This window comes from Streptomyces sp. JB150 (genome assembly GCF_011193355.1).
Taxonomy (GTDB): domain Bacteria; phylum Actinomycetota; class Actinomycetes; order Streptomycetales; family Streptomycetaceae; genus Streptomyces.
In genome coordinates this window covers 3,664,516-3,677,460 of sequence record NZ_CP049780.1, presented here as the reverse complement: position 1 = coordinate 3,677,460, position 12,945 = coordinate 3,664,516, and the positions used below count along the sequence as shown (strand labels likewise).

At 73.3% G+C, this 12,945-nt stretch carries 11 protein-coding genes; 9 read left to right on the top strand and 2 right to left on the bottom strand.

Annotated elements, in window-relative coordinates; genetic code table 11:
- Positions 1–195: 195 nt before the first annotated feature.
- Complete coding sequence (locus G7Z13_RS17210; RefSeq protein ID WP_166000313.1) at positions 196–861, bottom strand: bifunctional DNA primase/polymerase; 666 nt, start codon at positions 859–861, stop codon at positions 196–198.
- Between the two features lie 491 nt (positions 862–1,352).
- Here G7Z13_RS17210 and G7Z13_RS17205 point away from each other — a divergent pair, with 491 nt between their 5' ends.
- Both G7Z13_RS17205 and G7Z13_RS17200 read left to right on the top strand, forming a co-directional pair.
- On the top strand, positions 1,353–2,867 hold the full coding sequence (locus tag G7Z13_RS17205; protein ID WP_166000311.1) for a PP2C family protein-serine/threonine phosphatase: 1,515 nt from the start codon (positions 1,353–1,355) through the stop codon (positions 2,865–2,867).
- A 109-nt stretch (positions 2,868–2,976) separates the two neighbouring features.
- Positions 2,977–4,434 (top strand): aminopeptidase P family protein, encoded by a 1,458-nt coding sequence (locus tag G7Z13_RS17200; RefSeq protein WP_206313085.1) that lies wholly within the window; start codon positions 2,977–2,979, stop codon positions 4,432–4,434.
- Positions 4,435–4,534: 100 nt separating this feature from the next.
- Here the strand turns inward: G7Z13_RS17200 and G7Z13_RS17195 are convergent, their stop codons facing one another.
- Positions 4,535–4,981 (bottom strand): ATP-binding protein, encoded by a 447-nt coding sequence (locus G7Z13_RS17195; RefSeq protein ID WP_166000307.1) that lies wholly within the window; start codon positions 4,979–4,981, stop codon positions 4,535–4,537.
- 219 nt (positions 4,982–5,200) lie between these two features.
- Between G7Z13_RS17195 and G7Z13_RS17190 the strand changes: the two genes are divergently transcribed.
- The 7 genes from G7Z13_RS17190 to pheA all read left to right on the top strand — a co-directional run bounded on the left by G7Z13_RS17190 (position 5,201) and on the right by pheA (position 12,882).
- Positions 5,201–6,007 carry a hypothetical protein gene (locus G7Z13_RS17190; protein WP_166000305.1) on the top strand — a complete coding sequence of 269 codons (807 nt, stop codon included), beginning with the start codon at positions 5,201–5,203 and terminating at the stop codon, positions 6,005–6,007.
- 447 nt (positions 6,008–6,454) lie between these two features.
- Complete coding sequence (locus tag G7Z13_RS17185) at positions 6,455–7,216, top strand: YcnI family protein (RefSeq protein ID WP_166000303.1); 762 nt, start codon at positions 6,455–6,457, stop codon at positions 7,214–7,216.
- Between the two features lie 89 nt (positions 7,217–7,305).
- The gene (locus G7Z13_RS17180) at positions 7,306–7,959 is read left to right on the top strand and encodes an SCO family protein (protein WP_166005030.1); all 654 of its coding nucleotides are present in this window, start codon (positions 7,306–7,308) and stop codon (positions 7,957–7,959) included.
- The gene (locus tag G7Z13_RS17175) at positions 7,956–8,441 is read left to right on the top strand and encodes a copper chaperone PCu(A)C (protein WP_166000301.1); all 486 of its coding nucleotides are present in this window, start codon (positions 7,956–7,958) and stop codon (positions 8,439–8,441) included. The genes G7Z13_RS17180 and G7Z13_RS17175 overlap by 4 nt, the downstream gene beginning before the upstream one ends.
- A gap of 13 nt (positions 8,442–8,454) precedes the next feature.
- A complete protein-coding gene (locus G7Z13_RS17170; protein ID WP_166000299.1) occupies positions 8,455–10,506 on the top strand; it encodes a copper resistance protein CopC in 2,052 nt (683 codons plus the stop codon).
- Positions 10,507–10,516: 10 nt separating this feature from the next.
- A complete protein-coding gene (gene efeB, locus G7Z13_RS17165; RefSeq protein WP_166000297.1) occupies positions 10,517–11,812 on the top strand; it encodes an iron uptake transporter deferrochelatase/peroxidase subunit in 1,296 nt (431 codons plus the stop codon).
- A gap of 137 nt (positions 11,813–11,949) precedes the next feature.
- Positions 11,950–12,882 carry a prephenate dehydratase gene (gene pheA / locus G7Z13_RS17160; protein ID WP_166000295.1) on the top strand — a complete coding sequence of 311 codons (933 nt, stop codon included), beginning with the start codon at positions 11,950–11,952 and terminating at the stop codon, positions 12,880–12,882.
- The last annotated feature ends 63 nt before the right edge of the window (positions 12,883–12,945 follow it).

Here is a 12,945-nt window from a genome sequence, read left to right as displayed (position 1 = left end):
ATCCGGCGGACTCGTGGCCCGCCGCGGCGTGGCGCACGGGACCTGCCGCGCCCGGGTTCGCGGGATGCGTGGCGCCCGGGTTCGCGGAATGGGTGCCGCCCGGGCGTTCGGGAGCCGTGGCCCCCAGAGTGACGCAGCATGAACGGGACGATAACGAGCCAAGCCGCGCGCCCGTTCCCGCGCGCGCCCGACACCCTAGAACTCGGGCGCGCTGACACCCGTACGAGTGAGGGCGTCGACCACGGCGTCCACGACGGCCTCCACGTCCGGCACCCAGGGGGCGGCCGAGCCGGGCAGCGGGGCGCGTTCCCAGCGGACGCGCCCCTGGCCGGTCTCGGAGGGGGGCAGCGCGAGATAGCCGCCCTCGCCGTGGAAGCGCAGCGAGCCGGGGACGAAGTCCTTGGCGTACAGCAGTTCGCCCAGCTGCTCCATGGAGTACGGGCGGACGAGCACGGCCCAGCGAGTCTGCGAGGCGACGACGGGGCCGAGGCGCATGCCCTCGCGGTCGAGCGTGGCCAGGGCGCGGGCGGCGGCGGGGGCCGGCAGGCTGACCGCGCACGGGGCCTTGCCGCCGGTGGCCAGGATGATCGGTGCCGTCGGCCGGTTGGTCCACCACCAGCGCACCATGCGCGCGTCGGTGGTGGCCGCGAGCAGGCCGGGGTCGAAGGGGTGGGCGCCGGGCACCGTGCACTCCGAGTCCGGGCAGCCGCAGCGGTCGCGCCCCTGCGGGTCGGACGCCACGCCCGGGAGTACGGGCCACTGCCATTGAGAAGCGAAGGTCAGGGCCGCGCCGAGCACCTCACGGCTCCCGTCGTTCCGCCTGGACAGGAGCCTGCGTCGCCTTCCGAGGATCTCGCGCATGAGCGCTCGTTCCTTTCCGTTGCACGCCTGGCAACACCGTGGTCCACATCACATCATGTGTCGATCACTTCACTGTGCGTACCTGCTGGCGCATCACACCCCTGCGTCGAAGCGCGGGGGACCCCTGGGGGCCGAGCGTTGGCTGCCTCCGCCCCGTGCGTGTTTCACGAGCATGGGCGTGGCGGGGGGTGGCGAAGTGTGGCGTTTCGCCGTCTCGCGTATTTCTCTCCGCCGCCGCCACGGGAGGATGGGGCACGGTCGTCGGTGGATAGGACGCCCGGGTCCGTCGCCAGGTTCCGGGTGGTTCCCAACCACCCCTGGCCTTCCCCGAGTACGTACCCATCACGACCGCTGTGACGCTCCGTCGAGCAAGCCCAGTCGACCGCAATATGCGCTTACACGGGGCAGTTTCAAGCCAACTTTGCCTTATTGCAAGGGATCTGTCTCCAGATCCCGGAAAACCCACAGACACCAGGAATCCCACCAGGACAATGCTGGACATCTCCTCGCGACTGCGTGTACATGTGGAGACATTGCCAGCGGCGCAGATTGACATGGGGGTTTGCGATGCTTTTGAGCAATACGCGCCGGTCGGAAAGCCGGACGCCATGAACGCCCCGCACCCTCCGAAAGTGGCCGGAATCGATTCAACGGTCCCCGCCCCCGCACACACTGTCGCGTCCGCGTCACTGGCCACGGGCGTCCCCGCCGCCACCACCGGACCGGGAGCCCTCCTCCAGGACCGGCTCGCCGGCTGGGTCTCGGATCTCACGACCCTGCACGAACTCACCGAACGCCTGGCCCGCACCGGCTCCCTGCCGGACGCGCTGCAGGAGCTGCTGCGCGCGGGCGCCGCCCTCGTGGGCGCCCGGCGCGGACTCGTCGCACTGGAACCCTCCGGCGGCCAGGACCTCCCCAGCACCGTCGGCCTCGGCCTCGGCGCGTCGGATCTCGGCCACCTGGAGACGGTCCCGCGCACCGCGCTGCCGTACGCCGAGCTGCTGGAGGTGCCCGCCGGACGGCCCGGCGGCGCCACCGAGAGCGTCCACCCCGATCTGTTCGCCGAGGAAGGGCTCGATCCCCGCCACCGCGAGGTGGCCGCCCGCCTCGGCTACGCCGCGAGCTACGCCGTCCCCCTGTCCACCGAGACCGCGGGCCGCCTCGGGGCCGCCGTATGGCTGTACGACGAGCCCGCCGAGCCGGTGGAGCGGCGGCGCCACCTCGTCGGTCTGTACGCCCGCTACGCCGCCGAACACCTCGCCCGGCTGCTCGAGGTCGAACGCACGCGCGCGTGCATGACGACGATCGCCGAGGAGCTGCTGCCCTCCCGGCTGCCCCGGGTCTCCGGTGTGCAGCTCGCCGCGCGCCACCGCAGCGGTCCGCGCGGGGGCGGCGACTGGTACGACGCGCTGCCGCTGCCGGACGCCGCCCTCGGGCTCGCCGTCGGCTCCGTCACCGGATCGGGGCCGAGCGCGGTCGCCGCGATGGGCCGGCTGCGCGCGTCGCTGCGGGCGTACGCCGTGATGGAGGGCGAGGACCCGGTCGCCGTCCTGTCCGATCTGGAACTGCTGCTCCGGCTCACCGAACCGGCCCGCTCGGCGACCGCGCTGTTCGCCTTCTGCGAGCCCGTGCTGCGCAAGCTCACGCTGGCCGGGGCCGGGCACACGCCGCCGCTGGTGATCGGCGAGCGGCGCACCGAGTTCGTGGAGACCTCCGTCTCCGCCCCGCTCGGGATGCTCGCCTGCTGGGAGGCGCCCAGCGTGGAGCTGTACGCCGAACCCGGAGAGACGGTTCTGCTGTACACCGACGGGCTGCTGCACCGCACCGGCGACCCCGTCGACCGCGCCTTCGCCCGGCTGCACGCGGCCGCCGCGGGCCTGCCCCGCGCGAAGCGGCGCGACCCGGAGGCGATCGCCGATCACGTGCTGCGCGCGATGCTGCCGGACGGGCTCGACGGGGCCGACCACGAGGAGGACGTCGTGCTGCTCGCGGCCCGCTTCGAGTGAGCGCGGCCCGCGCGCCGGCGGACGACGGCAGCGGCTCCTTCGCCCCTGGGCCTCCTCCTGTACGACCGTACGATGGGGGAGGTCCAGTGCCGTACCTAGGAGGATGACCGTGGCGGACGAGCTCACCCCGGAGACCCCGGAAGAGACCGAAGAGCCGATCAAGCAGCGGAAGAACGGACTGTACCCGGGCGTGTCCGACGAGCTGGCCGAGAACATGAGGACCGGCTGGGCCGACACCGAGCTGCGCGACCTGGAGCCCATCCCCCAGGCCGGCCGCACCGCCGCCCGCCGCGCCGCGCTGTCCGCCCGCTTCCCCGGCGAGCGCCTGGTGATCCCCGCGGGCAACCTGAAGACCCGCTCCAACGACACGGAGTACCCCTTCCGCGCGTCGGTCGAGTACGCCTACCTCACCGGCAACCAGACCGAGGACGGCGTCCTGGTCCTGGAGCCCACCGCCGACGGCCACCAGGCCACGATCTACCTGCTGCCCCGCTCCGACCGCGAGAACGGCGAGTTCTGGCTGGACGGCCAGGGCGAGCTGTGGGTCGGCCGCCGCCACTCCCTCACCGAGGCCGAGAAGCTGTACGGCATCCCCGCCTCCGACGTGCGCGAGCTGACCGGCAAGCTGCGCGAGGCCACCGGCCCCGTGCGCGTCGTGCGCGGCTACGACGCCGGCGTCGAGGCCGCGCTGACCGACAAGGTCACCGCCGAGCGCGACGAGGAGCTGCGGGTCTTCCTCTCCGAGATGCGGCTGGTCAAGGACGACTTCGAGATCGGTGAGCTGCAGAAGGCGGTCGACTCGACCGTGCGCGGCTTCGAGGACGTGGTGAAGGTCCTCGACAAGGCGCAGGCGACCTCCGAGCGGTACATCGAGGGCACCTTCTTCCTCCGCGCGCGCGTGGAGGGCAACGACGTCGGTTACGGCACGATCGCCGCGGCCGGCCCGCACGCCTGCACGCTGCACTGGGTGCGCAACGACGGGCCCGTGCGCGCCGGTGACCTGCTGCTGCTCGACGCGGGCGTGGAGACCCACACGTACTACACCGCCGACGTCACCCGCACGCTGCCGGTCAGCGGCCGCTTCACGGAGATCCAGAAGAAGATCTACGACGCCGTGTACGAGGCCCAGGAGGCCGGGATCGCGGCGGTGAAGCCGGGCGCGAAGTACCGCGACTTCCACGACGCCGCCCAGCGGGTGCTGGCCGAGAAGCTGGTCGAGTGGGGGCTCGTCGAGGGCCCGGTCGAGCGGGTGCTGGAGCTGGGGCTGCAGCGGCGCTGGACGCTGCACGGCACCGGGCACATGCTCGGCATGGACGTCCACGACTGCGCCGCCGCGCGCACCGAGACGTACGTCGACGGCACGCTGGAGCCGGGGATGTGCCTGACGGTGGAGCCGGGCCTGTACTTCCAGGCCGACGACCTGACCGTGCCGGAGGAGTACCGGGGCATCGGGGTGCGGATCGAGGACGACATCCTCGTCACCGAGGACGGCAACCGGAACCTGAGCGCCGCGCTGCCGCGGCGGTCCGACGAGGTCGAGGAGTGGATGGCCTCGCTGACGGGCTGAGGCCGGACGGGGGAGGGCCGGGTGCCAAGAGGGTGCCCGGCCTTCGTCGTACGGCGGGCGCGATCGGGTGGATCGGGTGGACCGGGTGCGTTCGAGCGGGTCAGGACGCGGTCATCAGCGGTGCGTTGTCGCGCCACTTGAGGATCTTGTCGAAGCTGACCACCGCGCCGCCGCGGCCCGGCCGGTTGGCGAAGTGCACGTGGTCCGCGAGCTCCCGGATGAGGCACAGGCCGCGGCCGTGCTCGGCCTCGTCGGAGGCCGGGACGCGGGCCGTGCGGGAGGGGGCGCGCGCGAAGCCCGGACCCGAGTCGGTCACCTCGATCCGGCACTTCTCGCCGTCCAGGTAGGCCGTGACGCGGAACGCGCCGGAGGAACGGCCGCCGCCGTGCTCGACGGCGTTCGCACAGGCCTCGGTGAGGGCGACGGAGAGGTCGTAGGAGACCTCCGGGTCGACGCCCGCCGTCTCCATCGTGCCGAGCAGCAGACGCCGGGCGAGCGGCACGCTCGCGGCGTCGCGCCGCAGATGCAGTGACCACCAGATGCTCATGCTCCAGCCTCCTGGGCGCCGTACGCGTGGCGGCGGCTCGACATACCGTTACGTATTACCGCCCGCACCCGCGTGTAAGCCCTCCGTCAGCGTGATGCCGCCCATACGGGGGATGTGCCCGGGGCGCCAATCGGTGTATGTGGGGCCGAATGCGTCAGTCGGCGATTTTGCGGACCTGGCGTACGCCGGGCCTGGGGCCAGTGGGATGATGAGGCCGCCATGTCTGCCCCCCATCAGCGCCCGGCGCGCTCCGGAGGAGATCTCCGGGTCTTGCGGGCCGCGGTCTTCGCCGCGGTCTGCGTCGTGCTGGCCGCGGCCGGTCACGCGCTGGCGTCCTGCGCCGCGGTGCCGCTGTGGACGCTGGGCGTGGGCTTCCTCGGGGCGGCCCTCGTCGTCGCGCCGCTCGCCGGACGCGCGCGGTCGCTGCCGGGGATCGCGGCCCTGCTGACGGGCGGGCAAACGGTTCTGCACATGCTCTTCGGGCTGGGGCAGCACACCACGGCGAGCGCCGCGACCGCCTCGACGGCGGCGGACGCCTCGCTCGTCCGGCAGGCCGCGCGGCTGGTGTGCGGCACCACCGCCGCGGCCCTCAGCCCCGACCAGGCCCGGCGCATCCTCGCGGACGCCCGGATCGACCCGGGCACCCACCTGGCGCACCAGCCGGGGGACGCCCTGTCCACCGCGTCGGGGTCCTGGGCCTCGCTGCTGCCGTCCCTGCCGATGCTGCTCGGCCACCTGCTGGCGGGACTCGCCGCGGGGTGGCTGCTGCGGCGCGGGGATCTGGCGCTGCTGCGCATCCTCGGGCTGTCGGCGGAGGCCGTCGCCGAGGGGGCGCTCGCCGGTTTCCTGCGCGGGGCGCTCGCGCTGGCGCGCGCCTTGTGCGCCGGGCTCGTGGCCGCGCCGCACGCCGGGCCGCGCGTCCCGTGCGCCGCGGGGCCGGAAGTGCGCGAGCCGCGCACGCTCGTACTCCAGCACACCGTGATCCGGCGCGGCCCGCCGGCCGAGGAGTTCCTTCTCGCCGCCTGACGCGACGCGCCCCTCACTCCACCCCGGACCTCGTTCCGGCCGGCCGTGCGGGGAAGAGCGCCGCTGTCGCGCGGCACGCGCGCGCGTGCGCAGCCGCCTTCGACGACGCGGGCCGTCTCGCCGACGGCGCCGAACCGACCGCGGCGGTGCGTCCCGTCTCCGACGGTGCCTTCCGTCTGTGATGGTGCGGGCCGCTTGTGATGGTGCGGGCCGTCCTGGGTGGTGCCGGCCGTCGTCCGATGGTGGGCCATCCGGGGTGGTGCCGGTCGTCCTTCGATGGCGGGGCCATTCGCGATGGTGCCGGTCGTCGTTCGATGGTCGGTCGTCCGTGGTGGTGCCCGTCGTCCGGCGGTGGGTGTCGCTCGCGCGCGTACGTACCTCTTCTCAGCGGTGGACCGTCAGTGGTCCATCACCGGACTTTTCACTCGAAGTGGAGTGCTCATCGCCATGAAGGCTTCCCGTATCGCCGCCGCCGGCGCCCTCGCCGCCTCAGCCGTCATCGCCCTGTCCGTGCCCGCCTTCGCGCACGTCACCGTGCAGCCCGAGGGGACGGCCGCCAAGGGCGGCTACGCGATCGTGGACTTCCGCGTCCCGAACGAGCGGGACAACGCCTCGACCACCAAGCTGGAGGTCAGCTTCCCGAGCGACCACCCGCTGACCTCGGCGCTGCCGGTGCCGGTCGACGGCTGGGACGTCAAGGTCACCAAGACCGAGCTGGACAAGCCGATCGAGTCGCACGGCGAGAAGATCACCGAGGCCGTCTCCAGGATCACCTGGACGGCGAAGGGCGACGGCATCGAGCCCGGCTTCCTGCAGAAGTTCCCCGTCTCCATCGGCCAGCTGCCCGAGGACGCCGACGAACTGGTCTTCAAGGCGATCCAGACGTACTCCAACAAGGAGGTCGTGCGCTGGATCGAGGTGCCGCAGGAGGGCCAGGAAGAGCCGGACAGCCCAGCGCCCGTGCTGCCCCTGGCCGACGCCGCGGACGGCCACAGCCACGGCGCGTCCGACGCGTCCTCCGGTTCCGGCGACGAGGCCGAGGACTCCGGGGAGAAGGCCGACGAGGCGTCCGCGCAGACGACCGCGTCCGAGGACTCCGGGGACGGCACCGACACCACCGCACGCGTCCTCGGCGTCGTCGGCATCGTCGTCGGCGGGACCGGTGTGGCGTACGGCGTTCTGGCCGGCCGCCGGCGCTCCGACGCCTGAAACTCATTCCGCTCGCGGTGGGCGCCGGGCCACGTCCGGCCCGGCGCCCACCGGGCAACTCACATCTGGGACCACTCTCCATGCTCTCTGTGCGCAACAAGACGCTCGCGGCGCTCGCCCTGACCGCCGCCGCCACCCTCACCCTGTCCGCCTGCGGCGGCGAGGACGCCTCCTCGGGCTCGCCCGTCTCGGTGGTCTCCGAGGAGCCCGGCTCCGACAAGGCCGCCACCGTCCTCGACCAGCCGTTCGAGAAGCCGGACCTGGTGCTGACGGACACCCGCGGCGAGAAGTACGACCTCCGCGAGGAGACCGCGGGCAAGCCGACGCTGATCTACTTCGGCTACACCAACTGCCCCGACGTGTGCCCGCTGACGATGAACAACATCGCCGTCGCCAAGAAGCAGCTGCCGAAGGCGCAGCAGGACGAGCTGCGCGTCGTCTTCGTCACGACCGACCCCGAGCGGGACACCCCGGAGGCGCTCCGCACCTGGCTGAAGGGCATCGACCCGCAGGCCGTCGGCCTGACCGGCGACTTCGCCACCATCCAGGCCGGCGCCCGTACCCTCGGCATCTCCATCGAGCCGCCGAAGAAGGAGAAGGGCAAGGTCGTCTCCATGCACGGCACCCAGGTCGTCGCCTTCTCCCCGAAGACCGACGCCGGGTACGTCCTCTACGGCGAGGACGCCACCGTGGACGACTACATCAAGGACCTGCCGAAGCTGGTCGAGGGGAAGAAGCCGTGAGGCGGCCCGCGGCTGGCCGGAGGCGGCCGGCCACGGTCGCCGCCCTGCTCACGGCCGGGGCGCTCGCCCTCGCCGGCTGCGGCTCCGGCGCGGACTCCGGCTCCGCTGACGGGCCCGACCTCTCCGTCAGCGGCGCCTACATGCCCCAGCCGGTCTCCGCCTCCATGGCCGCCGGGTTCCTCACCATCACCAACGACGGCGGCACCGCCGCCGAGCTGACCGAGGTCACCAGCGACCTCGGCGAGGTCACCGTGCACGAGACCGTCGGCTCCGCGATGCGGGAGATGACCGACGCCGAGGTGCCCGCCCACGGTGAACTGGTGCTGGAGAGCGGCGGGAACCACCTGATGTTCGAGAAGCTCACGCGCAAGCCCAAGCAGGGTGAGACGGTCGAGGTCGAACTGCACTTCGCCGGGACCGACCCGGTCACCGTCGAACTGCCGGTGAAGCCGGCGACGTACCGCCCCCCGTCCGGACACTGAGAGAGGGAACACCGTGACGCAGACCGCCGCCCCGCGCGTCCGGAGTCTGGTGCTGCTGCTTCTGGCCGTCGCCGCCGCGCTGCTCGCCGGCGCGGCGCCGGCCTCCGCGCACGCCGCGCTCACCGGCAGCGACCCCCGGCAGGGCGCGGTCGTCGACAAGGCGCCCGAACAGGTCTCCCTGACCTTCTCGGAGACGGTCTCGCTGTCCGACGACTCGCTGCGGGTGCTCGGCCCGAAGGGCGAGCGCGCGGACACCGGCGAGGCGCGCGGCACGGGCGCGACCTACAGCGTGACGCTGCGGCCGGGCCTGCCCGACGGCACCTACACCGTGTCCTACCAGGTGGTGTCGGCGGACAGTCATCCCGTCGCCGGGGCGTTCACCTTCTCCATCGGCGCGCCCTCCGCGACCAGCGTCACCGTGGCCGAGCAGACCGCGGGCGGCGGAGCCGTCGGGTTCCTCTACGGGCTCGGGCGCTACGCGTCGTACGCCGGGTTCCTCGTGCTCGCCGGCGGTGCCGCGTTCACGCTGGCCTGCTGGCCGCGCGGCACGGGCGTACGGGCCGTGCAGCGGCTGGTCGTCTCCGGCTGGGTGACGCTGACCGCCGCGACGCTCGGGCTGCTGCTCCTGCGCGGGTCCTACACGTCGTCCGGGAAGTTCGGGGACGTCTTCGACCTGGAGCTGCTGGGGCAGGTGCTGCAGACCAAGACCGGTGCGGCCCTGGTGTCACGGCTGCTGCTGCTCGCCGCGGCGGCGCTGTTCATGGCGGTGCTCTTCGGGGCGTACGCCAAGCAGATCGAGGGCGGCGTGGAGGGCGCGGAGCGCGGGGACGTCGAGGGCGGGGACGAGGCCGCCGAGAAGGAGAGCCGGGATCTGGCCTTCGGGCTCGGCGTCGGCGGGGTCGTCGTGGCCGCCGGGCTCGCCGCGAGCTGGGCCATGGCCGAGCACGCCTCCACCGGACTGCAGCCGGGGATCGCCATGCCCGTCGACGTGGTGCATCTGCTGGCGGTCGCGGCCTGGCTCGGCGGGCTGGTCACGCTGCTCGTCGCGCTCCACCGGGCCCCCGCCGGGACACCGCTGGGCGCCACGGCCGTACGGCGCTTCTCGCGGGTGGCCTTCGGCAGTGTGCTGGTCCTGGCCGCGACCGGGCTCTACCAGTCCTGGCGCCAGGTCGGCTCCTGGTCTGCGCTCACCGGCACCCGGTACGGGCAGCTGCTGTGCGTGAAGGTGGCGCTCGTGGTCCTGCTGGTCGGGGTCGCGTGGATCTCGCGGCGGTGGACCGGGCGGCTGACGGACACGGCGGTGCCGGACGCGGTGCCGGCGGACACGGCAGCGGCGGGTGGCGCGGCTGCCGCGGGTACCGAGGACGCGTCGGATGCCGTGGAGACGGACGGTGCGGCGCGCGACGGGCGCGCGGAGCGGGTGGCCGCGCGGACCGGCGGCGCCGGTACGGCCGCGTCCGAGGCCGGCGCGGAGACGACCGAGGCCGACCCGGAGCGGGCCGCGCAGCTCGCCCGGCAGCGGGCCGCCGTCGACGCGGCACGGCAGAAGCGGCTGCGGGACGCCGACCCCAACCGGTCCGGCCTGCGCCGCTCGGTGCTCGCCGAGGCGGGGGTCGCGGTCGTCCTGCTGGCGGTCACGACCATGCTCACGTCCACCGAGCCGGGCCGTACCGAGGAAGAGGCCAAGGCGGCCACGTCGGCCTCGTCCTCGGCGTCCGCGACCGGGACCGTCACGCTGGACATGCCGTTCGACACCGGCGGCGAGGACGGCAAGGGCGTCGTCCGCATCGACCTCGACCCCGCGCGCACCGGGGCCAACGACATGCACGTCTATGTGACGCGGCCCGACGGCCGGGTCTTCGACGTCCCCGAGGTGAAGGTCGCCTTCACCCTGGAGTCGCAGGACATCGGGCCGCTGCCCGTCGTCCCCGACCACATCACCACCGGACACTGGTCGGCGAGCGGAGTGCAGATCCCCATGGCGGGCGAGTGGAAGATCGCGGTGACCGTGCGGACCTCCGACATCGACCAGGTGACCGTCGACAAGAACGCGCAGATCGGCTGAACCGCACACCATGGCTGACCACACGGCTGACCCGTCCGCCCCGCAGGCCCGCAGGCCCGGCGCGCCCCTCGCGGGAGCCGCGTCGGGCCCCGGCGGGGGCATCTCACGCCGCCGGCTGCTCGGCACCGCCGGGGCGACCGGGCTGGTGCTCGGCGCCGCGGGCGGTGCCGTGGGCCACGCCGCGGCACCCTCCCCGGCGATCCCGCTCACCGCGCTGGGCGCCGAGCAGGTGATGTTTCACGGGAAACATCAGCCCGGCATCACCACCCCGATGCAGTCCCGCGGCCATCTGGTCGCCTTCGACCTCGCCCCCGGCGCGGGCCGCAAGGAGGCCGCCGCGCTGCTGCGCCGCTGGTCGGAGACGGCCCGGCGGCTGATGGCGGGCGAACCGGCCGGCCAGGACGACACCGGCGTCGCCCGGGACGCCGGACCGTCCTCGCTGACGGTCACGTTCGGCTTCGGTCACAGCTTCTTCGGCCGTACGGGCCTGGAGAAGCGGCGCCCGGTCGCCCTCGACCCGCTGCCCGACTTCTCCTCCGACCAGCTGGACAAGGGGCGCAGCAACGGTGATCTGTGGGTGCAGATCGGGGCCAACGACGCCCTGGTCGCCTTCCACGCGCTGCGCGCGATCCAAAAGGACGCGGGCGCCGCGGCGCGGGTGCGCTGGCAGATGAACGGCTTCAACCGCTCGCCGGGCGCCACCGCCCACCCCATGACGGCCCGCAACCTGATGGGGCAGGTCGACGGCACCCGCAATCCGAAGCCGGACGAGCCCGACTTCGACCGGCGGATCTTCGTGCCGGAGAGCGGGGAGCCCGACTGGATGGCGAACGGCTCCTACGCCGTCGTACGCCGGATCCGGATGCTCCTCGACGACTGGGAGAGGCTGTCGCTGCCGGCGCAGGAGGCCGTCATCGGGCGCCGCAAGTCCGACGGGGCGCCGCTGTCCGGGGGTGACGAGACCACCGAGATGGACCTGGAGAAGACCGACGCCGAGGGCAATCTCGTCGTGCCGGTCGACGCGCACGCCCGGATCACCCGGCCCGACCAGAACGGCGGCGCGGCGATGCTGCGGCGGCCCTTCTCCTTCCACGACGGCATCGACGCCGACGGGGTGCCGGACGCGGGGCTGCTGTTCATCTGCTGGCAGGCGGATCCGCTGCGCGGTTTCGTGCCGGTGCAGCGCAAGCTGGACCGCGGAGACGCGCTGTCGCGGTTCATCCGGCACGAGGCGAGCGGGCTGTTCGCGGTGCCGGGCGGGGCGGCGGAGGGCGAGTACGTGGGGCAGCGGCTGCTGGAGGGGTGAGCGGCTGCGGATCGGGCCGGGCGGCGGATCGGGCCGGGCGGTGGCTTCGGCCGGTGGCGGGGCCGCGGTGTCACTCCCCGGTGGGGCTTCGGTGAGACGTACCAGCCGGCGTACGACGGGCCCATTAGGGTGAGGTCATGCCAGCGAGCTATGCGTATCTCGGCCCTGAAGGCACCTTCACCGAAGTCGCCCTGCGCACGCTTCCGGAGGCGGCGACCCGGGAGCTGATCCCCTATGTGTCGGTGCAGTCCGCGCTGGACGCGGTGCGGACCGGCGAGGCCGAGGCGGCGTTCGTGCCGATCGAGAACTCCGTCGAGGGCGGTATCACCACCACGCTCGACGAACTCGTCGCGGGCGACCCGTTGATGATCTACCGCGAGGTGCTGCTGTCGATCACCTTCGCGCTGCTGGTGCGGCCGGGCACCCGGCTGTCGGACATCAAGACGGTCTCCGCCCACCCGGCCGCCCAGCCGCAGGTGCGCAACTGGCTGAGGCGGAATCTGCCGGACGCCACCTGGGAGTCGGCCGCCTCGAACGCGGACGCCGCCCGGCTGGTGCAGGAGGGGCGCTACGACGCCGCCTTCGCGGGGGAGTTCGCGGCGGCCCGGTACGGCCTGGAGCCGCTGGAGACCGGGATCCACGACGCGGAGAACGCCCAGACGCGGTTCGTGCTGGTGGGCCGTCCGGCCCGGCCCGCGGCGCCGACCGGTGCGGACAAGACGTCCGTGGTGCTGTGGCAGCGCGACGACCATCCGGGTGCGCTGCGCGATCTGCTGGGCGAGTTCGCCTCCCGGGGCATCAACCTGATGCTGCTCCAGTCCCGTCCGACGGGCGCGGGCATCGGCAACTACTGCTTCTGCATCGACGCCGAGGGCCATATCTCGGACCGCCGGGTCGCGGAGGCGCTGATGGGGCTGAAGCGGATCTGTCTCCAGGTGCGCTTCCTCGGGTCGTACCCGCGGGCCGACGCCCGGCCGGGTGAGGTGCTGCCGCCGCGGCAGGGCACCTCGGACCAGGAGTTCACGGCGGCGGCGGACTGGGTGGCGCGCTGCCAGGACGGCCGCTTCTAGGGCCGTTTCCGGACAGTCCTACCTGCTGATCGTGGTTATCCACAGAAGTTATCCACAGGTCCG

Coding starts and splice junctions, on each gene's coding strand:
- efeB (WP_166000297.1), top strand. CDS start 10,517: ATGGCTGACCACACGGCTGACCCGTCCGCCCCGCAGGCCCGCAGGCCC.
- pheA (WP_166000295.1), top strand. CDS start 11,950: ATGCCAGCGAGCTATGCGTATCTCGGCCCTGAAGGCACCTTCACCGAA.
- G7Z13_RS17190 (WP_166000305.1), top strand. CDS start 5,201: ATGTCTGCCCCCCATCAGCGCCCGGCGCGCTCCGGAGGAGATCTCCGG.
- G7Z13_RS17185 (WP_166000303.1), top strand. CDS start 6,455: ATGAAGGCTTCCCGTATCGCCGCCGCCGGCGCCCTCGCCGCCTCAGCC.
- G7Z13_RS17205 (WP_166000311.1), top strand. CDS start 1,353: ATGCTGGACATCTCCTCGCGACTGCGTGTACATGTGGAGACATTGCCA.
- G7Z13_RS17195 (WP_166000307.1), bottom strand. CDS start 4,981: ATGAGCATCTGGTGGTCACTGCATCTGCGGCGCGACGCCGCGAGCGTG.
- G7Z13_RS17210 (WP_166000313.1), bottom strand. CDS start 861: ATGCGCGAGATCCTCGGAAGGCGACGCAGGCTCCTGTCCAGGCGGAAC.